This is a genomic window from Micromonospora sp. DT47 (assembly GCF_049844475.1).
In the GTDB taxonomy this organism is placed as follows: domain Bacteria; phylum Actinomycetota; class Actinomycetes; order Mycobacteriales; family Micromonosporaceae; genus Micromonospora.
This window is the reverse complement of the sequence record NZ_JBNCLC010000027.1, coordinates 17,521-40,386: the sequence shown is the minus strand read 5'-3', so window position 1 is coordinate 40,386 and position 22,866 is coordinate 17,521. Positions and strand designations below refer to the sequence as shown.

Genomic DNA, 22,866 nt, shown 5'->3' with positions numbered 1-22,866 from the left:
CCGTCCCACCGAGAAGGAGACACGCGTGCTCATCTCCCATGGCAGTACCGGCAGCATCCGTAGATCCATGCTGACGGCCGGGCTCACCGCTGCCGCCGTCGTCCTGTCCACCCTGGTTGCGACGCCCGCCCAGGCCGCCGACCCGGTCTACGACCCCGTCCCCGAGATGCCGACCCAGTCCCGGCTCGGGCTGGTCCTCGAGGAGTACACCAGCTTCCCCCAGTCGTTCCCCAAGCCCGCACCCGTCGACCAGCGGCTCATGCGGACCGCCCGGATCAACACGATCATGGAGCTGCCCGACGGCTCCGGCCGCCGCGCCGTACCCGACCTCAACGGCAACCTCTACCTCGTCGAGGACGGCGTGCCGCACGTCTACCTCGACGTGGCCACGACGTTCGCGCCACAGTTCTTCTCCGGCCGCGGGCTCGGTCAGGGCTTCGGGTACGTCACGTTTCACCCGGAGTTCGGCACCAACGGCCGGTTCTACACCATCCACACCGAACAGGCGTCGGCGACGGCCAAGGTGCCGGACTACGCCCAGGCGGGCACCGTCTACCACGGCGTCATCACCGAGTGGACGGCGACCGATCCCGCCGCCGACACGTTCGCCGGCTCCCGGCGCGAGGTCCTGCGCATCGGCTTCGGCGGTCAGGTCCACGGCATCCAGGAGATCAACTTCAACCCGACGGCAAAGCGCCACGACAGCGACTACGGGCTGCTGTACCTCGCCGTCGGCGACGGTGGCCTCGGCGTCCGCAACACCGACCCGCAGAACCTGGGCATGCCGCACGGCAAGCTGCTGCGGATCGACCCTCGCGGCACCAACTCCGCCAACGGGCAGTACGGCATCCCGCCGTCGAACCCGTTCGTCGGGCAGGCCGGCGCGCTGGGCGAGGTCTACGCCGTGGGTTTCCGCGACCCGCACCGCTTCAGCTGGGACCGGGCCACCGGTCGGATGTACCTCGGGCACATTGGCGAGCACGCCATCGAGGCGATCTACGAGGTCCGCGCCGGCGACAACTTCGGCTGGAGTGAGCGGGAGGGGGCCTTCGCCTTCGACAAGGCGGCCACGAACCCCTGTAACCGCCTCTTCCCCCTGCCCGCCGCCGACGAGCGGTACGGCTACACGTACCCCGTGGCCGCGTACGACCACGACCCCGCTCCCGGGTGGAACTGCACCTCGGACGTCGGTGTCGCGGTGGCCGGCGGGTTCGTCTACCGTGGCCGCGACCTGCCCGCGCTGCGCGGCAAGTACGTCTTCGGTGACCTCGTCGACGGTCGCGTCCTCTACACCGAGGCGAACGAGATGCGTCGGGGTGAGGGCCTGGCCCCGATCCACCGGCTTGCCCTGTTCAACGCGGCGGGCAACCCGGTGCGGATGCAGGACCTCTCCGGCCCCGGCGCGCCCGGCAACCCGGAGCGGGTGGACCTGCGCTTCGGCACCGACGCCGCGGGCGAGCTCTACATCATCGCCAAGGCCAACGGGAAGATCTGGAAGGTCATCGACACCCGGGTCTTCGCCAGCGGCGAGGTCGGCGACACCCGATTCCACAAGACTGCGGGCGCCGAGAACTGGGCGCCGGTGACCCCGTCGAAGTGGCAGTTCACCAAGGACGAGGTCATCCTCGCCGAGGCCGGCGTCAGCCGGCCGGGTCCGCGCCGCCCGTTCGAGTACGCCGTCCTGACGGCGGGCCCGGCGTGGTCGTCGGCGGAGATCGAGGCGCGGGTGCGGCTGGACACGCCGGTGGAGGTCAGCAACCGGGACGTGATCATCGTCTTCGGCTGGCGCTCGGACACGGAGTTCTACTACGCGCACCTGTCCACCGACAACACGATCTACCCGCACAACGGCATCTTCAAGGTCAACAACGCCGACCGGCAACGCATCGACTACCAGTGGAACGGGCGGTCCCGCGGCGCCAACCCGGCCATCACCGACGCCGACTGGCACAAGGTGCGGGTGGTGCACCTGCCGGCCACCGGCGAGATCGCGGTCTACGTCGACGGCAGCAAGGACCCGCTGATGACCGCGAAGGACACCACGTTCGGCTCCGGGCGGGTCGGCTTCGGCTCGTTCGACAACATCGGCCGGCTGCGTCACCTGACGGTGACCGGAACGCCGGCCTGAACCGGCCCGGCGGGGACGCTGGCAACGCTGCTGCCGTCCCCGCCGGGAGCACCGGCACCCGGGGCGACCGGGATGAGATGTGCGGCACCCAGGGGAGGGTGCCCGTAGGAAGCGCTTACCTGGAGGATGGGGCGATGACGGCACGTATCCCGATCGGGATCGTCATGAACGGCGTGACCGGGCGGATGGGCTACCGGCAGCATCTGGTCCGGTCCCTGCTGGCGATCCGCGAGCAGGGCGGCGTCCCGCTGCGCGGCGGCGGCCGGCTGTGGCCGGAGCCCGTCCTGGTGGGGCGCAACGAGGCCAAGCTGCGCGACGTCGCGGCCCGGCACGGGCTGACCGAGTGGACCACCGACCTCGGCGCCGCGCTGGCCCGCCCGGACGTCTCGATCTACTTCGACGCCCAGGTGACCAGCGAGCGGGAGAAGGCGATCGGCCTCGCGATCGAGGCGGGCAAGCACGTCTACACCGAGAAGCCGACCGCCACCACCCTGTCCGGCGCGGTCGATCTGGCCCGCGCCGCCGACGCGGCCGGCGTGCGGCACGGCGTCGTGCAGGACAAGCTCTTCCTGCCCGGCCTGCGCAAGCTCGACCGGCTGGTGCGGAGCGGGTTCTTCGGCCGGATCCTGTCGGTGCGTGGTGAGTTCGGCTACTGGGTCTTCGAGGGTGACTGGCAGGAGGCCCAGCGCCCGAGCTGGAACTACCGAGCGGCCGACGGCGGCGGCATCGTGGTCGACATGTTCCCGCACTGGCACTACGTGCTGGAGCAGATCTTCGCGCCGGTGCGGGCGGTCACCGCACACGTCACGACCCACATCCCGCGGCGCTGGGACGAGGACGGCCAGCCCTACGAGGCGACCGCCGACGACGCCGCGTACGGCATCTTCGAGCTCGACGGCGGCATCGTCGCGCAGATCAACTCGTCCTGGGCCGTCCGGGTCAACCGCGACGAACTGGTCGAGTTCCAGGTCGACGGCACCGAGGGCAGCGCCGTCGCCGGCCTGCGCGGCTGCCGCATTCAGCACCGCGCCACGACCCCGAAGCCGGTCTGGAACCCCGACCTTTCGTCCACCGACGACTTCCGCGCCCAATGGCAGGAGGTGCCGGACAACGAGGTGTACGACAACGGCTTCAAGGCGCAGTGGGAGATGTTCCTGCGGCACGTCGCCGAGGACGCCCCGTACACCTGGGATCTGTGGTCCGGCGCGCGCGGCGTGCAACTGGCCGAGCTCGGCCTGCAGTCGGCGCGCGAGGGTCGGCGGGTTGAGGTCACGGAGTTGGCGCCGTGACCACCACCGTCACGCTGCCCGACGGGCCGTTCACCCCTTCCGGCCGGGGACGCGAGCACGCCGTGCCCGGCGCGCGCTTCACCAGCCGGATCGCCTACGCCGCCGCGCACGTGGTCGCCGACCCACGGGCGGAGAACGTCCCGGGCGCGCCGGCTGCCGTCGACTGGGACGCGACGCTCGCGTTCCGCCGGCACCTCTGGTCGCACGGGTTCGGCGTCGCCGAGGCGATGGACACCGCCCAGCGGGGCATGGGCCTCGATTACCCGACGGCCCGCGAGCTGGTGCGACGCTCGGCGCGGGCGGCCCGGGCCGAGGGCGGCGCGCTCTGCGCGGGTGTCGCGACCGATCATCTGCCGGCGGGTCCGGCCACGCTCGACGAGATCCGCAAGGCGTACGCCGAGCAGCTCGCCGACGTGCAGGACGCCGGCGCCCGGCCGGTGCTCATGTGCAGCCGCCACCTCGCCGCGACGGCCCGCTCGACCGAGGACTACCTCGACGTCTACGGCCGCTTGATCGATGAGGCGGACGAGCCCGTCGTGCTGCACTGGCTGGGCCCGGCGTTCGACCCGACACTCGCCGGCTACTGGGGCGATCCCGATCCGGCGCGAGCCGCGGACACGGTGGTCGCGCTGATCGGCGCGCACACCGGCAAGGTCGACGGCATCAAGCTGTCGCTGCTCGACGAGGACCTCGAGGTCGCGCTGCGCCGGCGCCTGCCGGCCGGGGTGCGGCTCTACACCGGCGACGACTTCAACTACCCGGCGTTGATCCGCGGCGACGGCGAGGGTCACTCCGACGCGCTGCTCGGCGTCCTGGCCGCCATCGCGCCGCCGGCCGCAGCCGCGCTACGCGCGCTCGACGTCGGCGACGTGACGACGTACGACCGGATCCTCGCGCCGACGCTGCCGTTGGCCCGGCACCTGTTCGGCAGGCCCACGTTCTACTACAAGACCGGCATCGTGTTCCTGGCGTGGCTCGCTGGCCACCAGGACCACTTCACCATGGTCGGCGGCCTCCAGTCCGGACGGTCGCCGGTCCACCTGGCACGGCTGCTCCGGCTCGCCGACGCGGCCGGGCTGCTGCCCGACGCCGAGCTGGCCGCCCGCCGGGCGCGGGCGTTCATGACGACCGTGGGGGTGGCGCAGTGAAGCGGTTCGCGCTCAATTCGGCCACCACCAAGCGGTGGCCGCTGCCGGACCTCGTCGCGGGCTGCGTCGACGCCGGGGTCTCCGGGGTGGGGCTGTGGCGCGAGGACCTGGCCGCGAACGGCATGAACGGCATCGAGGGGGCGGCGGCGCTCGTGCGCGACGCCGGCCTCACCGTCACGTCCCTGTGCAGGGGCGGGTTCTTCGACGCCCCAGGCTGGTTGGACGAGAACCGGCGGGCGATCGACGAGGCGGCAGCGGTCGGCGCACCGGTGCTGGTGCTCGTGTCCGGTGGGCTGCCGGCCGGCCGCCGCGACCTCGACGCCGCCCGCGCCCACGTCGGCGAGGCGCTCGGGAAGCTCGTGCCGCACGCGCTCGCCACAGGGGTGCGGCTTGCTGTCGAGCCGCTGCATCCGATGTTCTGCTCCGACCGGTGCGTGGTCGCGAGCCTCCGCCAAGCGCTGGACCTGGCCGGCCCGTACCCGCCGGAGGCGGTGGGCGTCGTCGTCGACACCTACCACCTCTGGTGGGACGACCAGGTGTGGGCGCAGATCGAGCGGGCTGGGCGGGAGAATCGGATCGCCTGCTTCCAGGTCGCCGACTGGGTGACGCCGCTGCCGGCCGGGGTGCTGCTGGGCCGGGGGCTGCCCGGTACCGGCTGCGTCGACCTGCGTCGCTTCCGGGAGGCCGTTGACGCCGCCGGGTACGTCGGCCCGATCGAGGTCGAGGTCTTCGCCGAGGAGGTGTGGTCACGCCCGGGCCGTGCGGTGCTCGACGAGGCGATCGCCGGCTACCTCGCACACGTGGCCTGATCGAGCAGGCGTGGTATCAGGGGTACGGTGAGGATGGCAGGAAGGGGTTGCCGGGCCACGCTTGCCCCTTCGGCCACCCCGCATAGACATGGATCCCGATTGTTGCTGTGTTGCGGTCGACCGCATCGACAGTGACGCAGTGTCCGCCCCAGTCGACGAAGCGGAGGACTCGCAGGAGACCGCCGACTGGCTCGCATTCCTTCGACCAGCCGTGGTCGTGGAGGTGTCGGCGTAGCTCGCCGACCGGATCGGCGCCAGCCCGATCAGGTGTCAGGGTCAGCGTCAGCCCATAGCAGCCGCCGCTTCCGCAACTCTGCTGCTCGTCGAGGACACTCCACCCGGCGGGCAGTGGCAGTACCTCACCACGGTAGGGCTCGACCTTCGCCTCGGGCTCGGCGCCGTCGCCGAGAGCGAGCTGGTAGGCCGCCCACGCGGAGAAGGCCGCTGTCGCCAGCACGGCGGCGGCACCAGGACGCGCAGCCCAGCGCCGGCTCCCCGCTTCTTCGTCAGCGGGCGCCGACCGGCTGTGTGCCGGCCGTAACGCACGCTCCTGCCACGCGCCGGCCACCAGGCACGTGGCGGCAGCGAGCGCCACGAACGGGATTCCCCAGTCGGCGATCGGCGGCCGGACCGGACCGGCGAGGAAGACCTGCGATGTCAGGTGCACCGCAGCCAGCATCCCGAGCAGCGCGGCTCCGACCGGTAGGCCCCACCGCCGTGTCTGTGCCAACAGCAGCCAGGCGAACAGCGGCCCACACAGCAGGGCCGCCGCTGCCAAGAGGCCGAAACAGGCTCCGGACCAACCCGTTCGATGCCAGGGTGCGACCGAGACGACCGCAGTGCAATCAGCGAGCAGTAGCCAGCCGCGCCACCGCAGCCGGGCGATCCCGCTCCCCATGCGCTCCTGGCCATCCCCTCCGCCGCCGGCGGACGAGTCGACCGGTACGCCGGATGGTAGTTGCCCTACCCGCGGCTCGATGACCGCACGTGCCGTCAGTCCCGCTCAAGACGGTGGCCCAGAGACTCTCCGAGTGCCTCGCCCAAGGCCTCGTGCGCGGGACCGACCGTCAGCCACAGCAGCTTGCGGGCTGTCGTCACGCATCGTCAGCGCCAGCCGGTCGTTTAGGAATCCGCGGTGCAGCCGGGCCTTGGCCCACGTCGTCCAGCGCCAGGACCCGTTGGCATGGATCTCCTGGAGACCCGGTCGACGTCGCACCAGCAGGTTCGGCAGCAACCACAGCTCGCCATGCTTTCATCCCGTACCGCAGCGAGGTGCCGCAGTCACTCGGGATCCTCTCCGACAACCCCGTCGACCGACTCCCGGATGAGGTCGGCATGACCGACGTGGCGTGCGTACTCCTCGATCATGTCCATGAGGAGCCTTCGCAGGCTCGGGGTCCGACCGTCGGGCCAGGTGTAGGAGGCGAGCCGGTCCAGGCCGCCGTCGGCGACCGCCTCGGCCACCCGGGTGCGGGAGCGGGCAACCGCCTCCCACCACAGCGACATGAGCTGCTCGGGGTCGTCCTCGGCAGCCGAGTGCCACTCCCAGTACCGGTCGGCGTCCCAGTCGACGGTGTTCCAGGTTGGGTGGGGAGCTCGGCCGTGCAGCTTGACGGAGAACATGTCGTCCTCGACGGCGGCCAGATGTTTGAGTAGACCACCCAAGGTCATGGTGGACGGTCCGAGGGTCGCCCGTAGCCCGGCCCGGTCCAGGTTCCCGCACTTCCATGCCACATACCTGCGCTGCCGTTCCAGGGCGCCCAGGAGCGTGTCAAGCTCACCTCCGGCCACCGGCGGTTCGCGCAGGATGGCATCGCTGTCGCTGTGCATGGGCGGCACGCTAACGTCGGTTCCGGACGATCTGGCTCCGGGTTGGGAGAGGGCGTGGCGCACGACGTGAGCCCCACCGCGAGGGCGTTGCTGGCCCTGGAGGTGATCCAGAACTGCCCCGGCATCACGGCGCACCGGCTGGGGGAGAGGCTCGGGGTGACGGAACGGGCAGCCCGTCGCTACGTCGCGATCCTGCGCGGGGCGGACCTGCCGATCGAGTCGGTCAGCGGCCCCCACGGGGGCTACCGGGTGGGACGCGGCCTGCGGCTCCCGCCATTGATGTTCACTGCCGCTCAGGCGATGGGTCTGGTCATGGCCGTACTGGAAGGCCACCGGGACGCGGCTGACCCCACGGACCTGGTGGGCAGCGCGCTGGCCAAGATCGTCAGGGTCCTGCCGGAGCGGGTCGCAGGCCCGGTCCGGGCCTTCCGTGAGGTCTCCGCTCCTCGTCCGACCCAGGAGATCTGGGCCAGCCCGGAGTTGACGACTCGGCTGATCGAGGCCTGCAACGCGGCGCGGCGAGTGCGCCTCGGGTATCGGAGGGGCAAGGCCGCGGACCGGGTGATGGAGGTCGACCCGTGGGCCGTTGTGCTGCGACACAGCCGGTGGTACCTGCTGGGCTGGTCCCACACCAGGCAGGCGCGGCGCGTGCTGCGCGTGGATCGGATCGTCACGATCGAGGCCTTGCTGGACAGGTTCACGCCCCCAGGGGAGCTCGACGCGCTGCGCACCCTTGAGGAGCACCTGTCCCAGGGCTGGACCCACCCGGTCGATGTCCTCGTCGACGCCACCATCGAACAGACATCACGATGGGTGCCGAGAAGTCTGGGAAGCCTGGAACCGGACGACGAGGGTCGAACACGCCTTCGGGCGACGACTGACGACCCGGACTGGTACGCCCGACAGCTCGCCGCCATCACGGCGCCCTTCCGCGTCATCGGGTCACCCGAACTCCAACGCGCCACCGTGGCCCTCGGTCAGCGGTTGGTGCAGGCCGGCCGGGCCGAGGTTTCCACGTGATGGTGATCCCTCGCCGCCCTGACCGGCGTCGGGCCCCGCGGTGCTCTCGATAGGATCGCTGCCCATAGACGTGGGTGCGGGAAACGAGATGACGGCGATCCCGCCAGGGCGGGTGACGCTGTCGGACCGGCGGACGCAGCGCAGCTGGTCGGTCGAGGTCGCGCCGTACCAGCTTGCGACGTTTCCGACCACCCAGGCGCGGTACGCACAGGTCGCCGGGCGACGGCCGGGCACCGCGCACGGCGACCAGGTGCCCGTCGAGGGTGTTTCCTGGTGGGACGCGGTCGGGTTCTGCAACGCCTTGTCCCGCCGCGAGGGGTTGACGCCCGCATATCGCCTCCGGGCCGAACTCGAGGATGTCGAGTGGGACGTGTCCGCTGACGGGTACCGGCTACCGACCGAGGCCGAGTGGGAGCACGCGTGTCGCGCCGGTACGACGGGCCCACGATACGGGCGGCTCGACGAGATCGCGTGGTACCGCGGCAACTCGCACGGGCGGACTCATGACGTGGGCGGCAAGCGGCCCAACGCGTGGGGCCTGTACGACATGCTGGGCAACGTCTGGGAGTGGTGCTGGGACGTCTACGACGCCGAGGTCTACGGCACCTACCGGGTGCTGCGCGGGGGTGGGTGGTTCGATGAGCACTGGAGCTGCCGGGCCTCGGTGCGGCGTCGCAGCCACCCGACCTTCCAGATCGACGACGTGGGATTCCGCGTGGCGCGGTCCATCGTGCACTGACCCACGTCCCGTCGGGCACCCGGGCGGGAGAACCGATGATCAGGATCGGCGTCGGCGGTCAGAGCGCGGCGATCGTCCGTGGTGCGCGTTCCTGGCGGGCGAGTGCCCGCACCACGGCCAGCGGCCCGTGCCGCCAGGCGGCCACCCGGGCGAGGAGCGCGATGGTGGCCTCGGTGGCCGCCGGCGGCACGTCAGGTGTCGGCACACCCAGGCTGACCGCCAGGTCGTCGCCGTGCACGACGAGCTCCATCACCCGGGTGTGCAGGAAGTCCTCCAGGGTGAGCCCCCAGTCGCCGAGGTCGATGACGCGGTCCGCCGGTGCGCCGGGCAGCACCTGCCGCAGGGTCTCGATCGCGGCGTCCACCTCGTCAGCCAGGGTGCCCGGGGTGAGTTCAGCCGCTGCGGCCTCGCCGCGTGAACGGATCCCCACGTTCGCGTCGCTGTCGATGCCCGAGGCCACCCACGTGCTCCGCGTGTAGTGCTGCAGGACGGGAACGGCCGCCGCGCCCGGGGCGCCGGCGAGGTGGGCGGGGGTGACGGTGACCTGGTTGGCGAGGTGGCGCGCCAGGCCGCCGATGGAGAAGCCGGGCAGCGCACTGGGTTCGCGCCACCGGGCGGCCAACGCGGGTTGGCGCAGCAGAGCGGCGGCCGTCAGCGCGGTGTCGAGGTAGGTCTCACGGATCATGCCGGTCACGCTAACCGGATCCCCCACGTGGAAGCGAGCAACGGACCGGTGGTCCGGGCGTCCGCGGCTGTTCTTCACGGGTTGCAACCGGTACCCGGGTACAGGCTTACCGTCGTGGCATGAGCATCGACCAGGGATGGGTGCCGCAGGCGTGCACCCTGCCCACCAGAGAACAGCCGCTGCGACTCGCCGAGTTCGACGAGCTGTTCACCACCGCCCTGCGCGAACAGCGGCGGCGGGGACCCACCCGGCTGCGCTGGCGCCTGGACCCGGCGGCCGAGGACACCGTGCGGGACCTGACCGCCCGGGAGAGTGAATGCTGCTCCTTCTTCACCTTCGCGGTGACCCGAACCGGCAGCGCGGTGGAGGTCGACGTCCGGGTCCCGGACGCCCACGTCGAGGTCCTCGACGCGCTCGTCGCCCGCGCCGCCGCACGGATGCCGGCATGAGCGGCCTGCGCAGCAGCCAGGTCGCCGCAGCGGCCGGGCTGAACCCGCAGACCCTGCGCTACTACGAGCGGCGGGGGCTGCTCGCCGAACCGCGCCGTAGCCTCGGCGGACATCGCCTCTACCCGGCCGAGACGGTCACCGTGCTGCGGGTGATCAAGGCCGCCCAGCGGCTCGGCTTCACCCTCGACGAGGTCGCCGACCTGCTGGACACCGCCCGGCATCGGCACCGTCGTCCCGCCGACGCCGGCCTGCAGGCCCGCGCGCAGGCCAAGCTCGCCGAGGTCGAGGCGAAGATCGCCGACCTGCGGGTCATCGCCGGGACGCTGCGCGCGGCGGTCGACGCCGGCTGTGACGACCTAATGGCCTGCGCCGGCAGCGCGTGCTGCCCGATCCCGTTCGCCACCCTCGGCCAGGGAGTCCCCGATGCCGAAGCTGACTGACCTGGCGCGCCGTCTTCTCCCGCCCGGTCTGACCGGCCTGGCCGGGGCGGCATGCCTGGGCTGCTGCGCCATTCCGCTGCTGCTGGCCGCGGGCGTCCTGTCCGGCACCGGTTGGGCCGTGCTCGGCCGGTGGATGCCCGGCCTCACCGTCGCCCTCGCCGCTGCGGCCGGCGCCGCCTGGTGGTGGTGGGCCCGCAGCCGACCCGGCCACGGCTGCGCCGAGGGCGCCGACTGCGCGTGTGGCGCCGGCTGATCGCCGGCCCGGGCCTCGCTCCGGTACGGTCCGGCGGACCGCGCCGGGCGGGGCGGCGGGTTGCGCGTTGTCGCTGATCGTCAACGACGCTTCCGCATGGCCGGGCTATGGTCAGGTCGGGACGTGGCCAGCCGCGAATCGAGCCAGGGGATCTGGATGGTCGGCATCGCGTACGTGATCGGCGCCCCAGCCGGCCGGTCGGCCGCGCCGGCCGCGAGCGCCCGCCCTCGACGGGTCGTCGCCAAATGAGCGCGGCCGAGGTGCTGGTGGTCGGGGCGGGGCCGACCGGGCTCGCCATGGCCGGGCAACTGGCCGCCTTCGGTGTGCGGGTCCGGCTGGTCGATCGGGCGATGGACCGGGTCCACGAGTCCCGGGCCCTGGCGATCCAGCCCCGCACCTTGGAGGTCCTCGCCGGTCTCGGGGTCACGGACGAGCTGGTGGCCTGCGGCAACCGCGCGGTCCGGCTGTGCCTGCACGTACGCGGGCGGGAGCGGGCCGTGCCGTTGTTCGACCTGGGTCTGCCGGACACCGCGTACCCGTATCTGTTGTTCCTGTCGCAGGCGGAGACCGAACGCATCCTGGGCGCGCACCTGGCGTCGGTCGGGCTCGACGTCGAGCGTGGTGTCGAGCTGGTCGGGTTGCACCGTACCGCCGACGGCGCGGAGGCGACGCTGCGGCACCGCGACGGCCGCGAGGAACAGGTGTCGGCCCGGTACGTGGTGGGCTGCGACGGCGCGCACAGCACCGTGCGCCACCTCGCCGGGATCGGGTTCGAGGGCGGCGCGTACCCGCAGACGTTCGTCCTGGCCGATCTCGAGGCCGACGGCGTCGCGCCCGGGGCGGCGCACGCGTTCCTGTCCGGGCGGGGGATGCTGTTCCTCTTCCCGCTCGGCCACCCGGCCAGCTGGCGACTGCTGGCCATGCGCCCACCCGCCGAGACGCCGTCGCCGGACGCCCCGGTCACCCTCGACGAGGTGCAGGCCCTCGCCGACGTCTACACCGGTGCCGCCGTGCGGCTGCGCGACCCGGTGTGGATGACCAACTTCCGGCTGCACCACCGCGCCGCCGCCCACTACCGGTCCGGTCCGATGTTCCTGGCCGGCGACGCCGCGCACATCCACAGCCCGGCCGGGGCACAGGGGATGAACACCGGCATCCAGGACGCCGTCAACCTCGGCTGGAAGCTCGGCCGGGCGGTGCGGGGCGACGCCGACCCGACGCTGCTGGACACCTACGAGTCGGAGCGGGCGCCGGTCGGCCGGCTGGTGCTGCGCTTCACCGACCGCGCGTTCACCGTCGCCACCTCCACCAACCCGGTCGTCCGGTTCGCCCGTGCCCGGCTCGCCCCCGCCCTCATCCCGGTCGTGCTCGCACCCCGGTTCGTGCGGGCCGCCGCCTTCCGCACGGTGTCCGAGCTGGGCATCGGCTACCGGCGCAGCCCGTTGTCCAGGGAGGGGCCGCATCCGCCGCGCACCGGACCCCGAGCCGGCGACCGGCTGCCCGACGCCCCACTGCCCGGCAGCGGGAACGCCGGCACGCTGCACCGGCTGACGGCCACACCCGGGTGGCACCTGCTGCTCTGCGGGCCACCCGCCGCGTGGCAGGACGTTGCCACCGCGCCGCTGGGTCGCTACCCGCTCACCGCGCACCGGCTGACCGAACCCGACGCCACCGGCTCGTCGCCCACGTCCGCCGCCCCCGCGCTGCACCGGCTCGGCCTCACCCCCGGCGCCAGCGGCCTGTATCTGGTCCGCCCCGACGGGTACATCGGCTACCGGGCCGGCGGCACCGACCTGACCGGGCTGCTGGCCTACCTGGACCGCTGGCTCCGCCCCGGCGCGCGCCGTGGGGCCGGCACCTGATCGACGGAGCTCACCGTCGTCGGCTCAGACCTGGCGGGCCGTCTCGGCGGCGTGGTGGCCGCGGTCGACCACCACGAGGTAGCCCGCGCCGAAGACGACGCCGGAGCCGGCGAAGGCCCGCGGCACCCCCACCGCCGCGATGAGGAATCCCGCCATCCCCACGAACAGCAGCAGCTTCTGCGCGGGCAGCCGCGGCGGCACGTGGTTGGCCAGCCAGACGTACCCGTCGAACATCCACCACAGGATCCCGAACAGCAGCAGGACGCGGCCGAATCCGGCCAGGGACAGGTCCGCTTCGAGGATCCGGGTGAGCTGGGTGAGGGTGAAGACGAAGACGACGTCGAAGAAGACCTCGACCGGGGTCACCCGGTCGGCCGGAGCCCCGCTCGCGTCGCGCCACCGCGGGGATCTCATGAGCGCCGGCCCGGGTCGCGCAGCCGGTCGGCCAGGTCGCGGACCGCGGTGGCGAACCGTTCGTCCGACTCGCAGGGCCAGTGCCCTCTGATGGGCGGCGGGACGCTGTCGCCCGCGGATGCCACCACGTCCTCCGGGTCGCGCAGGCGCCGGTCGACGGCTGCGGTCGGGTCGTCGCGCGCCGGCGGGTCGCCGGGCCGGTGCGCGGCGAACATCCATCCGCCGATCTGGTCGGTGTCCCGCCACAGGTTCAGCCAGCGCCAGCCGATCCGGTCGCCCACCTCGTGCAGCACATCGCGACCGAGGTACGCCGGAAAGAGCCGGGCGTACAGGCGGTCCAGCGGGGACCCGTACGTCAGCAGTGCGACCCGCCGCCGCACCTGCGGTGGCAGTTGCAGCACGGTCGCGGCCAGCAGGACCGAGCCGTGACTGTGGCCGGTGAGCAGGACGCCGGCATGCCGGTCGGCCAGGTAGCAGATCCGCTTCGCCAGCTCCGGTACCGCCCGCTCGGCGTAGCAGGGCGGCGCGAACGGGTGGGCCGCCCGGGGCCAGAACGTGCCCAGGTCCCACAGCACGCCGACGTACCGGCGGAACTCCGCCGTCCGGTAGGCGAACAGTCCCCCCATGATTAGCGCGACGACGACGCCGGCGATGAGGTAGCTGCCCATGGTGAGCACGAAGCTCACGAACCCGCTCGGCACGCCGAGGAAGCGCTCCGCCAACGGGCCGGGCTGCAGACCGGACAGCCCCAGCACGCTCGCCGCCAGACCGAGCGCGGCCAGGCAGGCGTACCCGATGGCCATCGGGCCGAGCTGTTCGGTGAACCGCGCCCGGGCGATGGTCCGCTCCACGCGCTCCATCCGGGCCGCCGCGCCCGCCGGGGCGGCCGGAAAGTCCTTGGCGACGATCGCCGCGGCGGCCCGTCGGCGGCCTCGCCGGGAGAGCAGGGTCATCGCGCCGACGACCAGAATCGCCGCGATCGTGGTGAAGAAGAAGATGAAGATCGCCCACTTGTAGGCCAGCGGCGGAGGCGCCAGATCACCCGGGCGGCCCGTGATCGCGCGCCGGTTCAGGAAGTACGCCGTGCGGTAGACCAGCTCGGCCGAGAGCGCGCCCGCCAGGCCCACCGCGCCGGCCGAGAGAACCGGCGCGCCGAGGCCGCGCAGCAGCGCCGGTCGGGGGGCCCGGCCGGCCAGCGCCAGCACGGCCAGCACGACCAGCAGCACCATCTGGGTGAAGTACACCAATCCGACGACGCGGCCGTACCCGGGCAACCCGTCCGACGCCGGCCATCGGGTCCGGTCCAGGGCCACCATGGCGAGGGTCGCCACGGTCAGCCCGCACGCGACGGCGCACAACGCCGAGGTCACCCCGTCCGTCCTCCGGGCGGTCCCCGGCCGCTCCACCAGGGTGGGGGGGACGAGCAGGGCCGCACAGGCCAGCAGCACCGCCGCGGCGAGCGCGGCCAACGCGACCGTACCGACGGACGGATCGGTGGCGCCGCGCGCGGCGAGGAGGGTGAGGTCCAGCATCGCGAAGGCGGCGGCGACGTGGATCGCCCGCAACCGGCTCACCATCGGCATCGCGTCCCAGTGGCTGACGGCGCTGAGCCGGTCGCCCTCGGGATCGCCGCCGGGCACCTGGAAGGCGTCGTACGAGCGGCCGGGGCGGGCGCCCAGCAGCCAGACCAGTGCGACCGCGGCGACCGGCAGCAGGGCCAGCACCGCCAGGCGCAGCCCGACGGGGCGGCCGCCCAGCCAGGACAGCCAGGCGCGGCCGGCGAGGCACTGGGACGAGGCCATGCACTTCCAGGCGATCAGGTCCAGGGCGACGCCGGCCGCGGAGAGTACGTACAGCAGGGTGAGGTTGAGGGCGACGAGCCGGCACAGCACCTTGACGCCGGAACCGGACCGCCGCCCCGCCGGCCGCATCCAGATCGCCACGTTGCTCAGCATGAACGGCAGCAGGAACACCAGAGACAGCGTCCGGGCGGCGGCCCGAGGGCAGATCGCTCCACCGGTACGCCTCCAGCACCACCCCGCCCGGGCCGGTGGAGTCCGGGTAGCCCGGTCGAGGGCGGTAGAAGCCGCCGCTGCGGTCACCGGCCACCTGGTGGACGTGCGGCCGGTCGAGCACCTGCCCGGCCGAGGCGCCCGAGACTCCGTGGACCCGCAGCTCCACCACGTCGCTCGGCACTTCCTTGTCTCCGGACGGTGCTGACACATCCGACATCGGCCCGTGACCCCCGGAAGCGCGGCCAGCATTCGTGACGGGTCGCGGACCGACGGCGAGCGCCCGCCACCCGGCTGGCGCGGGTGACTACCCGCGCAGTCGCCCGTCAACCACCGCCCGGCGCGCCACGGCCCGGCGCTCCCGCTCGACGCGGGGCCTTCCCGGTGTGGAACCCGGGAAATTGGGAAGGCCGGGTCGTTGCACGACCGGATCGCGTGCGCCGACGGCTGGAGGGACATGGGCGCCAGGACCTTCGTGGTGGTCGGCGGGACCAGCGGACTCGGGCTGGCGGTGGCCCGCCTGCTGGTGGAGGAACACCGGGTGGCCGTCGTCGGCGACGTGCCGGACGAGGTGGCCGCGGTGACCGACGAGCTGCGCTGTGCCGGCGTCGTCTGCGACATCTCCTCCGACGACCAGGTCCGGGATGCCTTCGCTGGAGTGGTGGAGGCGTACGGGGTGATCGACGGGGTGGCGGACTGCGCGTCGATGTGGGCCGGCGGGGACCTGGCGGACCTCAGCCCGGAGCGGATCCGGCGGGCCGTCGAGGTCAACGTCCTCGGCACCACCTACGTGCTGAAGGAGGCGCTGTACCACCTGCACCGGCAGGGCTACGGCAACGTGGTGTACGTCGGCGCGATGGCGGTGACGAAGTCCCGACCCGGCATCCCGGTCTACCGGGCCACCAAGAGCTACGGCAGCAGCCTGGTCGAGTCGGTGGCCGAGGCGCAGCACAGCAACCGGATCAAGGTGATGCAGCTGCATCCCGGACCGATGCCGACCCGGTTGCAGGAGCGGGTCGGCGACCATTTCCTGGACGAGGTGTACGCCCAGCCCGACCAGGTCGCCGCGGAGGTCATCCGGCTGCTCCTGCTCGCCCCCGACGACCTCTACGTCTCCGGCGAGCGTGTGCTGCGCGCGGACGGGCGGTGGTGACGCCCGAAGGCGTCACCGCCGAGCGTCCCGTCTCGGCGTTCGCGCCGTTGAAGACGGCGGTCTACCGCAACCTATGGCTGGCCCTGCTCACCGCCAACATCGGCACCTGGATGCAGACCGTCGGCGCCCAGTGGCTGCTGATCGACGAGCCGAACGCCTCGACGCTGGTCGCCCTGGTCCAGACCGCGACCCTGTTGCCGGTGCTGCTGCTGGCGCTGCCGGCGGGAGCGCTGGCCGACACCTTCGACCGCCGGCACCTGCTCATCTCGGTGCAGCTCTTCCTGGTCACGGTGGCGGTGGCGTTGACCCTGCTCACCGCGACCGGCCGGATGCCGCCCGCGTTGCTGCTCACCCTCACCTTCGCGTTCGGCGTCGGGCAGGCACTCACCCTGCCGGCCTGGGCGGCGGTGATCCCCGAGCTGGTGCCGCGGGCCCAGCTGCGGTCGGCCTCCGCGCTCGGCTCGATCAGCGTCAACGTCGCCCGGGCCGTCGGGCCGGCCGTGGCCGGTCTGCTGATCGCCCGGGTGGGTGTCGCCCCGGTCTTCGCCCTCAACGCCGTGGCCTTCCTGGTCTTCGCGCTGGCGCTGGTCCGGTGGCGGCCGGAAAACGCGCGCGCGGTCGAGGTGCCCGAGCGGTTCACCGCCGCGCTGCGCGCTGGTGGCCGGTACGTGCGGCACTCGCCGATCGTGCGCCGGCTGCTGCGCCGCGCACTGGTCTTCGTGATACCGGCCAGCGCGCTGTGGGCACTGCTGCCGCTGGTGGCCAGCCGCCGCCTCGGCATGAACTCCAGCGGGTACGGCCTGCTTCTGGCCGCCCTCGGGGTAGGCGCCATCCTGGGCGGCCTGCTGCTGCCCTGGATCCGGACCCGGATCACGGCCAACCAGTTCCTGCTGGTGGCCGGGGCGCTCTACGGCGCGACGCTGATCGTGGTGGGATCGGTCAGGTCCGTCCCGGTGGTGCTGATCGCCCTGCTGCCGGCCGGGGTGGCCTGGGTGACCGTCCTCGCCAATGTCAACGCCGAGATCCAGCTGTTCCTGCCCGGCTGGGTACGCGCCCGCGGCCTGGCCGTCTACCAGGTGGTCCAGGGGGGTGGGCAGGCCGTCGGTGCGCTCGTCTGGGGTGTGGTCGCCGACAACACCGGGTTGGTCACCGCGTTCCTCGCCGCGGGTGCGCTGATGCTGCTCGGCGCGGTGACGTCCCAGATCTGGCCGCTGCCTGACATGCGCGGGGTGAACAAGGACCCCGCCACCTACCGGCCCCCCCTTCTCGCACTCGAGCCGGATCCCCGGGTCGGCCCGGTGCTGGTGCTGGTGACCTACACCGTCCGCCCCGACCGGGAGCAGGAGTTCCTCAACGCGATGGACCTGGTCCGTGGCTCGCGGCAGCGCACCGGAGCGATGCGCTGGGGACTGTTCCGCGTAGGCGAGACCACGAACCGCCTCGTCGAGGTCTTCCTGGTGCCCTCCTGGGACGAACACCTACGCCAACACGGCGGCCGGCTCACCGGAGCCGACCACGAGGCCGAAGAACGAGCCAAACAGTTGGCTGACGGTGAACCGGAGGTGCGTCACCTGCTGCCGGCGGCTGCCGGCCGGTCGATGGACGACGACCGGGAGAATTCCTGATCGCTCCTGCTCAGGCCGGAGTTGTCCGATCACGCACCGGCCGGCACGGTGGCGGGCCTGACGGAGAGGGAGAGTTCGCCGTCGACGACGTTGACCTTGATGGCGTCGCCCGGATTCGCGCGGTCCTCGAGCAGGTTCGACAGCCGGTCCTCCAGTTCTGGATGCTGCGTCGCAGCGGCCGAGCACCGTACCGGGCTGGTAGCCCTGGTTGGCCAGCCATTCCACGGCCTCATGGCTGACGTCCAGGTCGATGTCCTGGGCGCGCACGCGGCGGCTGGGACCACCCGACCGCCGGCCGAACCGGTAGTGGGGGGAGAGGGCGGGCCCGGGAAACCTGAGCGCCCGGGGCTCCCCACCCGCGTCGGTCGCACGTGACGACCAGTCGGGAGTGGATGTCGCCGCCCGCCTGTCGCCGGGCCCACGGGCAGCACGGACGTGGGCCCGGCGGGAACCTCCCGCGTTACTCGTACGGGTGCTCGGGAGCCGGCACCAGCGACCCTTGGCGGATCACCCGTCGGCGTTGTCGATGGCGGCCCAGACGGTCTTGCCGTCGCCGAAGGCGAAGAATCCCCAGTCGGCCGCCAGCGCGGCGACGATCGGCAGGCCGCGACCGCCCTCCGAGACCGGACCGGGGTCGCTCGCGACGGCGGGCCGTGGGGCCTCGGCGCCCCGGTCCCGGACGCTGATCCGCACCGAGCCCGCAGCGGCGGCGACGGCGATGTCGACATCGGTCCCGGCGTGCTGGACGGCGTTGCTGATCAGCTCGGAGGCGACGACCATTGCCCGGTCGACCGCCGCGTGCATGCCCCAGGCTCGGCAGTGTCCGGCGACGAGCCGACGGGCTGCGGCGGGTGACTGCCGGTCGGCGGGCAGGCACAGGTGCGCCCGCCGGGGATCGGCTGGGGTGGGCCCGGTGAGGTCGTCGACCACACCGAGGACCGCGTGCCGGCTGAGGGTGGCGCGGAGCAACCGGCCGGTGGGGGTCAGGGGGTTCGCCGAGATCATCAGTTCCGGTCCGTCGCCCCGGGCGGTGGCCCACCTGGCCAGGAACGCGGCGACGGGCGCGGCGTCCGATGTCGTCAGAGCGTCGAGGTCGACCGTGAGGGTCAGCGGAGCGTCGAGGCTGGCGCCGGTCAGCAGGGTGGCGAGGTGCGGCTCCGCCTCCGCGGTGAGGCCGCCCCCGATCGTGATCCGGGTGCTGCCGCTGCGGAAGTCGCGAAGGACCGTCCAGGTCGCTGCCACCGGGCGTCAGCCGCCGTTCAACGAGCCGTAGATCGTGCCGGTCGGTCTGGTGCCGGGACGGCCGAGTGTGGTCGCCACCCCGGTGATCCGGAGCACGTCGGCGACGATCCCGCGGGCGTTGCGCAGGATCAGCACCCGCCCCTGCCGGGCGGCGGACCGATGGACGTCGACCAGCTCCTTGACCGCGCTCGAATCGATCAGGGTGGTGTCCCGCAGGTCAACGATCACCCACTCGGTGGTGGTCGCCGCGAGAGTAGCCTCCACGACCTCGTGCAGGTGACCGGAGAAGGACATGTCCAGTTCCCCGGAGAGGAAGAGCGTCCGGGGAGCGGGCCCCTCACCGGAGGACCGGATGTCGAACATGAGGCCCTCCTTCCGACCTGGGCCTGACGGATACCTGCACTCTTGCAGGTACCTTTTGTCGGGCAACGGTACCCGCCCCGGCGATTCCGACGAGCAGAGGGATTCGTCACCCTGGCGCAGGGATTGGCCCAGCTGAGGATCGGGTATCAGGTGGGGTTTGCCGTGCACTGCTCCCAGCGCTGCCACCACTCCCGTTCGGTCGGCTCCCCGGCGGCGACCACGACGGCGTTGATCAGTTCGGTGGGGGAGTGCGGGCGGTCCGAGTCGGCGGTGCGGAGCAGGCGGCGGAGCTCCTCGGTGCGGCGTCGCATGACGTCGCCGACCAGGGCCCTGCCAGCCTCGGTGAGCATCAGCCAGGCGACCCGCCGGTCGGTGGGTCGATGGTGTCGGGCCACCAGTCCCCGTCGCACCAGGCGGTCGCAGGTCCGGGTGGCCGTGGACGGATGCACGCGCAGGGCGGCTGCCAGGTCCACCGTGCGCAGGGGTGCGCGATCGGCCAGAATGACCAGCGTCCGGAGCTGCGGCAGAGTGATCTCGACGTCCAGCGACATCAGCGTCCGGGCGGTGATCGCCACCACCGCGCGGCTGAGCGCCGAGAGGCCGTCCACCAGGTCGTCGTCACCGAGGGGCGACGGCTCGCCGTGCAGTTCCACCACGCAATGATTGCATGGATGCAAGCTAAATCTCGGCAGTGGCTGGCCCGGCTGCCCAAGCGGGCCGCGTGGCGCTCTGCTCCGCGATGAGCGCTGGCCGGGGAGCCGGGGAGCGCCCGGCCGGGCACCACGCGGGTGTGATCCGGCGCACCGCCCAGTACCCTGACGCCCGGCCGTCTCGTTGCACGGGTGCAGGTTCCGGCGGCGGGTCGCATGACGGACGGAGGGCGGGCGTGGAGTTGACGATCGACACGGCTCATGCTGGTTCCGCTGTGCGGATCCGGGTGCACGGGGAGATGGACGTCGCCACGGCCGGGCTCGTGCATGACGCCGTCATCGCGGCGTTGACCTCCGACTCGGTACGACGGGTCGTCCTCGACGTCGCCGACCTGACCTTCATCGACTCCTCCGGCATGGGCACCCTGGTGGCCTGCCAACGGGCCGTCGAGGTGCGCGGCGGCGCGCTGCGGTTGGAGAATCTCACCCCGCCGGTGCGGCGGCAGCTCTTCGCCGCGGGCCTGCTCGGCCTGCTCGGCGGCATCGACGCCGGTCCGGACGGCGCGCCCGGCTGACCGCTCTGCCGCTCGGGGCCGGGCCGACCCGACCGCCAGGCTTCGGTCAGCCCGGCGCGCGGTGGGCGCTCACGGCGTCGCCGACGGTTCGGCGGCCGGGGCGTCCCCGGTGGAGCTGGTCGGGGCGGGTTCGCCGCCGGTCTCCGTCGACTCGACGGGACCCGGGGTGTCCGGCGGTGCGGTGGTCCCGGTCGGCGAGGGCTCCCCGGCGGTCCGCGAACGCTGCGGCGCGGCCGTCGCGGCGCTCTGGGAGGACGCCGGGCCCGCCGTCGGTGCGGAGGGGACGTCGACGGGCCGGGACGGGTCGCCGGCGTAGGGGCCGTCCGCGTCCCGGCCGTCGGCCCCGGGAGCGGTGCCCCCTGATCCGCCGCCCGACACCCCGCCCGGGCCGTTCACGCCGCCCTGGTCGTCGGCCGGCAGGGAGCCCGTGGTGGTCGAGGTGATCGACGTGGACGCCCGCCCGCAGGGCAGGCCGTTGAGCGCGAAGCCCGTGGGTTCGCCCCCGGCGGCGGTGGTGTCGTAGGTGCCGCGCAGGCCGATCGTCGCGGTGCCCGCGGGAGCCGCCCGGCCGACGTCGACCGTGACGGTGCCGGCCCGCTGCCGAAGCCGGACGTCCCCGCTGCTGCCGGTCAGCCGCTGCCCGGCGGGGAGCGCGAACGAGAGGATCCACGCCTGGGGGGCCTGCGGTCCCGTGCTGGTGACGGTGAGGTCCGCCCGGAACGTGGCGTCCGGGGCCCGGTCCGCGGTGTAGCGCGCGGTGCAGCCCGCGGCCGGCGAGGCGACTCCCGTGCCCGCGCCCTCGGCGGCGTCGTTCGCGGAGGTCAGTCCGGGCAGCTGGGCCGCGAGCACCGCGGTCAGCGCGGTCAGCGCGGTGGCCGGCGCGGCCGCCAGCAGCAGTCCCCGGCGTACGCTCCGTCGCGGCGGTCCGTCGCCCGCCGCCGGTCCAATGGCGGGAACCCGGACCGGCTGGGTGGAGCGGCTCGCCGGCGCAGCGAGCCGGGTGGTGAGGACCTGCTCGGGCGCGGCGGCCCGCGGGACGGCCGGCCCGACGATTGTCGCCGGCCGCCTCCCCACCGTCTCGGCCAGGAGCGCGGCAACCTCGGCGCTGGTGGGCCGATCCACGGGCTCCGGCGCCAGGCACCGTCGGCGCAGCCGGCTGACCGGCTCCGGCAGGCCCGGCACGTCGGGCTCCGACGCGGCGTGGGCCAGGTGGTCCCGGGCGACCAGTTCCGCGACGGTGGCGCCCCTGTGCAGCGGCGCGCCCGTGAGACATTCGTGCAGCAGCAGGCCGAGGGCGTACACGTCGCTGGCGGGCACCGCCGGGTCCCCGTTCACCTGCTCGGGCGCCATGTAGCGCGGGGTGCCCAGCACCTCGCCCTGCTCGCCGACGGACCGCTGGCCGACGGCCAGGGCGATGCCGAGGTCGACCAGCTTGACGCCGGTCGGGGAGAGCAGCACGTTGTCGGGCTTCACGTCCCGGTGCACCAGGCCCTCGGCGTGCGCGGCGGCGAGTGCCGCCGCCACGTCCGCGCAGACCCGCACCGCCTCCGGCCAGTCCAGCGCACCGCCGGCGCGCAGCCGGGCGGCGAGGGTGTCGCCCCGGACGAACTCCATCACCAGGTACGGGACCCGCCGGAATCCGCGCTGGCGCGCCTCGCCGTAGTCGTAGACGTTGGCGATGTGGGGGTGGTTGAGCTGGGCCGCGGCGTACGCCTCGGCGCGGATCAGCTCCCGGGAGCGGCGATCGCTGGCCAGCTGCGGGGCGAGCAGCTTCACCGCGACGGTACGGTGCAGCAGCTCGTCGTCGGCGCGCCAGACGACCGCCATGCCACCCTGGCCGACCGGCTCGACCAGCCGGTAGCGTCCGCCCAGCAGCGGCATGTGCCCACCCCCCTCGGCGCCTCGTCGCGACGGCCCCTCGTCCCCGGGCTCAGGTACCCCGCACCTCATCAGCGGAAACGACCACCGGCCGACCACCGGCCGGGACGTTCCTGGGCCACCAGGAGGCGCCTGGGACGCCCTGACCGTGACGTTCGCCGACACCGCGGTCGTCGACACCGCCATGAGCGGGCGGGGAACCGGAGACCCTCACCGGCCGCGAGCAGGTGCAGCGGTGGCAGCGGGAGCTCGGCATGCTGGACGGGACGCACACGTGGTCACCGGCGTGCTCGTGCGGGCAT

At 73.1% G+C, this 22,866-nt stretch carries 22 protein-coding genes; 13 read left to right on the top strand and 9 right to left on the bottom strand.

Annotated features, from left to right (window positions below):
* Positions 1-25: 25 nt before the first annotated feature.
* The 4 genes from ACLQ2U_RS28315 (at position 26) to ACLQ2U_RS28300 (ending at position 5,374) form a co-directional block, all read left to right on the top strand.
* Positions 26-2,128 (top strand): PQQ-dependent sugar dehydrogenase, encoded by a 2,103-nt coding sequence (locus ACLQ2U_RS28315; RefSeq protein WP_425753955.1) that lies wholly within the window; start codon positions 26-28, stop codon positions 2,126-2,128.
* Positions 2,129-2,262: 134 nt separating this feature from the next.
* On the top strand, positions 2,263-3,417 hold the full coding sequence (locus ACLQ2U_RS28310) for a Gfo/Idh/MocA family protein (protein WP_425753954.1): 1,155 nt from the start codon (positions 2,263-2,265) through the stop codon (positions 3,415-3,417).
* Positions 3,414-4,565, top strand: coding sequence for a dihydrodipicolinate synthase family protein (locus tag ACLQ2U_RS28305; protein ID WP_425753953.1), 1,152 nt, complete (start codon positions 3,414-3,416; stop codon positions 4,563-4,565). The genes ACLQ2U_RS28310 and ACLQ2U_RS28305 overlap by 4 nt, the downstream gene beginning before the upstream one ends.
* On the top strand, positions 4,562-5,374 hold the full coding sequence (locus ACLQ2U_RS28300) for a sugar phosphate isomerase/epimerase family protein (protein WP_425753952.1): 813 nt from the start codon (positions 4,562-4,564) through the stop codon (positions 5,372-5,374). The genes ACLQ2U_RS28305 and ACLQ2U_RS28300 overlap by 4 nt, the downstream gene beginning before the upstream one ends.
* Positions 5,375-5,390: 16 nt before the next feature.
* Here ACLQ2U_RS28300 and ACLQ2U_RS28295 read toward each other — a convergent pair whose 3' ends face one another.
* On the bottom strand, positions 5,391-6,272 hold the full coding sequence (locus ACLQ2U_RS28295) for a hypothetical protein (RefSeq protein ID WP_425753951.1): 882 nt from the start codon (positions 6,270-6,272) through the stop codon (positions 5,391-5,393).
* A 383-nt stretch (positions 6,273-6,655) separates the two neighbouring features.
* A complete protein-coding gene (locus ACLQ2U_RS28290; protein WP_425753950.1) occupies positions 6,656-7,204 on the bottom strand; it encodes a DUF664 domain-containing protein in 549 nt (182 codons plus the stop codon).
* Positions 7,205-7,258: 54 nt separating this feature from the next.
* Between ACLQ2U_RS28290 and ACLQ2U_RS28285 the strand changes: the two genes are divergently transcribed.
* Together ACLQ2U_RS28285 and ACLQ2U_RS28280 are read left to right on the top strand one after the other, a co-directional pair.
* Complete coding sequence (locus ACLQ2U_RS28285; protein ID WP_425753949.1) at positions 7,259-8,224, top strand: helix-turn-helix transcriptional regulator; 966 nt, start codon at positions 7,259-7,261, stop codon at positions 8,222-8,224.
* A gap of 88 nt (positions 8,225-8,312) precedes the next feature.
* Positions 8,313-8,963, top strand: a complete 651-nt coding sequence (locus tag ACLQ2U_RS28280; RefSeq protein WP_425753992.1) for a formylglycine-generating enzyme family protein — start codon at positions 8,313-8,315, stop codon at positions 8,961-8,963.
* A gap of 58 nt (positions 8,964-9,021) precedes the next feature.
* On the opposite strand, the gene ACLQ2U_RS28275 is transcribed toward ACLQ2U_RS28280, so the two are convergent.
* Entirely contained in the window at positions 9,022-9,648 is a 627-nt protein-coding gene (locus tag ACLQ2U_RS28275) for a maleylpyruvate isomerase N-terminal domain-containing protein (RefSeq protein ID WP_425753948.1), read from the bottom strand.
* Between the two features lie 119 nt (positions 9,649-9,767).
* Between ACLQ2U_RS28275 and ACLQ2U_RS28270 the strand changes: the two genes are divergently transcribed.
* The 4 genes from ACLQ2U_RS28270 (at position 9,768) to ACLQ2U_RS28255 (ending at position 12,652) form a co-directional block, all read left to right on the top strand.
* Positions 9,768-10,097 carry a hypothetical protein gene (locus ACLQ2U_RS28270; RefSeq protein WP_425753947.1) on the top strand — a complete coding sequence of 110 codons (330 nt, stop codon included), beginning with the start codon at positions 9,768-9,770 and terminating at the stop codon, positions 10,095-10,097.
* A complete protein-coding gene (locus ACLQ2U_RS28265; RefSeq protein WP_425753946.1) occupies positions 10,094-10,537 on the top strand; it encodes a MerR family transcriptional regulator in 444 nt (147 codons plus the stop codon). The genes ACLQ2U_RS28270 and ACLQ2U_RS28265 overlap by 4 nt, the downstream gene beginning before the upstream one ends.
* The gene (locus ACLQ2U_RS28260) at positions 10,521-10,790 is read left to right on the top strand and encodes a hypothetical protein (protein WP_425753945.1); all 270 of its coding nucleotides are present in this window, start codon (positions 10,521-10,523) and stop codon (positions 10,788-10,790) included. Before ACLQ2U_RS28265 ends, ACLQ2U_RS28260 begins: the two co-directional genes overlap by 17 nt.
* A gap of 245 nt (positions 10,791-11,035) precedes the next feature.
* Entirely contained in the window at positions 11,036-12,652 is a 1,617-nt protein-coding gene (locus tag ACLQ2U_RS28255; protein ID WP_425753944.1) for an FAD-dependent monooxygenase, read from the top strand.
* A gap of 24 nt (positions 12,653-12,676) precedes the next feature.
* Here the strand turns inward: ACLQ2U_RS28255 and ACLQ2U_RS28250 are convergent, their stop codons facing one another.
* Complete coding sequence (locus ACLQ2U_RS28250; RefSeq protein WP_425753943.1) at positions 12,677-13,066, bottom strand: low temperature requirement protein A; 390 nt, start codon at positions 13,064-13,066, stop codon at positions 12,677-12,679.
* Complete coding sequence (locus ACLQ2U_RS28245; protein ID WP_425753942.1) at positions 13,063-15,039, bottom strand: hypothetical protein; 1,977 nt, start codon at positions 15,037-15,039, stop codon at positions 13,063-13,065. The genes ACLQ2U_RS28250 and ACLQ2U_RS28245 overlap by 4 nt, the downstream gene beginning before the upstream one ends.
* 496 nt (positions 15,040-15,535) lie before the next feature.
* Between ACLQ2U_RS28245 and ACLQ2U_RS28240 the strand changes: the two genes are divergently transcribed.
* Together ACLQ2U_RS28240 and ACLQ2U_RS28235 are read left to right on the top strand one after the other, a co-directional pair.
* Positions 15,536-16,231 carry an SDR family NAD(P)-dependent oxidoreductase gene (locus tag ACLQ2U_RS28240; RefSeq protein ID WP_425753941.1) on the top strand — a complete coding sequence of 232 codons (696 nt, stop codon included), beginning with the start codon at positions 15,536-15,538 and terminating at the stop codon, positions 16,229-16,231.
* Complete coding sequence (locus ACLQ2U_RS28235) at positions 16,225-17,856, top strand: MFS transporter (RefSeq protein ID WP_425753940.1); 1,632 nt, start codon at positions 16,225-16,227, stop codon at positions 17,854-17,856. The genes ACLQ2U_RS28240 and ACLQ2U_RS28235 overlap by 7 nt, the downstream gene beginning before the upstream one ends.
* A 507-nt stretch (positions 17,857-18,363) precedes the next feature.
* On the opposite strand, the gene ACLQ2U_RS28230 is transcribed toward ACLQ2U_RS28235, so the two are convergent.
* The 3 genes from ACLQ2U_RS28230 to ACLQ2U_RS28220 form a co-directional block, all read right to left on the bottom strand.
* On the bottom strand, positions 18,364-19,098 hold the full coding sequence (locus ACLQ2U_RS28230) for an ATP-binding protein (protein ID WP_425753939.1): 735 nt from the start codon (positions 19,096-19,098) through the stop codon (positions 18,364-18,366).
* Positions 19,099-19,104: 6 nt separating this feature from the next.
* On the bottom strand, positions 19,105-19,461 hold the full coding sequence (locus ACLQ2U_RS28225; protein WP_425753938.1) for an STAS domain-containing protein: 357 nt from the start codon (positions 19,459-19,461) through the stop codon (positions 19,105-19,107).
* Positions 19,462-19,607: 146 nt separating this feature from the next.
* Positions 19,608-20,114, bottom strand: a complete 507-nt coding sequence (locus ACLQ2U_RS28220) for a MarR family winged helix-turn-helix transcriptional regulator (RefSeq protein ID WP_425753991.1) — start codon at positions 20,112-20,114, stop codon at positions 19,608-19,610.
* 233 nt (positions 20,115-20,347) lie between these two features.
* Between ACLQ2U_RS28220 and ACLQ2U_RS28215 the strand changes: the two genes are divergently transcribed.
* The gene (locus ACLQ2U_RS28215) at positions 20,348-20,686 is read left to right on the top strand and encodes an STAS domain-containing protein (RefSeq protein WP_425753937.1); all 339 of its coding nucleotides are present in this window, start codon (positions 20,348-20,350) and stop codon (positions 20,684-20,686) included.
* A gap of 69 nt (positions 20,687-20,755) precedes the next feature.
* Here ACLQ2U_RS28215 and ACLQ2U_RS28210 read toward each other — a convergent pair whose 3' ends face one another.
* Positions 20,756-22,567: a protein kinase domain-containing protein gene (locus ACLQ2U_RS28210; RefSeq protein WP_425753936.1), complete on the bottom strand. Its 1,812-nt coding sequence runs from the start codon at positions 22,565-22,567 to the stop codon at positions 20,756-20,758.
* Positions 22,568-22,866 lie beyond the last annotated feature (299 nt).

Bases quoted from the DNA above. Each gene is read 5' to 3' on its own strand.
- ACLQ2U_RS28265 (WP_425753946.1), top strand. From the start codon at position 10,094: ATGAGCGGCCTGCGCAGCAGCCAGGTCGCCGCAGCGGCCGGGCTGAAC.
- ACLQ2U_RS28295 (WP_425753951.1), bottom strand. From the start codon at position 6,272: ATGGGGAGCGGGATCGCCCGGCTGCGGTGGCGCGGCTGGCTACTGCTC.
- ACLQ2U_RS28270 (WP_425753947.1), top strand. From the start codon at position 9,768: ATGAGCATCGACCAGGGATGGGTGCCGCAGGCGTGCACCCTGCCCACC.
- ACLQ2U_RS28310 (WP_425753954.1), top strand. From the start codon at position 2,263: ATGACGGCACGTATCCCGATCGGGATCGTCATGAACGGCGTGACCGGG.
- ACLQ2U_RS28240 (WP_425753941.1), top strand. From the start codon at position 15,536: ATGGGCGCCAGGACCTTCGTGGTGGTCGGCGGGACCAGCGGACTCGGG.
- ACLQ2U_RS28280 (WP_425753992.1), top strand. From the start codon at position 8,313: ATGACGGCGATCCCGCCAGGGCGGGTGACGCTGTCGGACCGGCGGACG.
- ACLQ2U_RS28275 (WP_425753948.1), bottom strand. From the start codon at position 9,648: ATGATCCGTGAGACCTACCTCGACACCGCGCTGACGGCCGCCGCTCTG.
- ACLQ2U_RS28210 (WP_425753936.1), bottom strand. From the start codon at position 22,567: ATGCCGCTGCTGGGCGGACGCTACCGGCTGGTCGAGCCGGTCGGCCAG.
- ACLQ2U_RS28260 (WP_425753945.1), top strand. From the start codon at position 10,521: ATGCCGAAGCTGACTGACCTGGCGCGCCGTCTTCTCCCGCCCGGTCTG.
- ACLQ2U_RS28225 (WP_425753938.1), bottom strand. From the start codon at position 19,461: ATGTTCGACATCCGGTCCTCCGGTGAGGGGCCCGCTCCCCGGACGCTC.
- ACLQ2U_RS28255 (WP_425753944.1), top strand. From the start codon at position 11,036: ATGAGCGCGGCCGAGGTGCTGGTGGTCGGGGCGGGGCCGACCGGGCTC.
- ACLQ2U_RS28250 (WP_425753943.1), bottom strand. From the start codon at position 13,066: ATGAGATCCCCGCGGTGGCGCGACGCGAGCGGGGCTCCGGCCGACCGG.
- ACLQ2U_RS28290 (WP_425753950.1), bottom strand. From the start codon at position 7,204: ATGCACAGCGACAGCGATGCCATCCTGCGCGAACCGCCGGTGGCCGGA.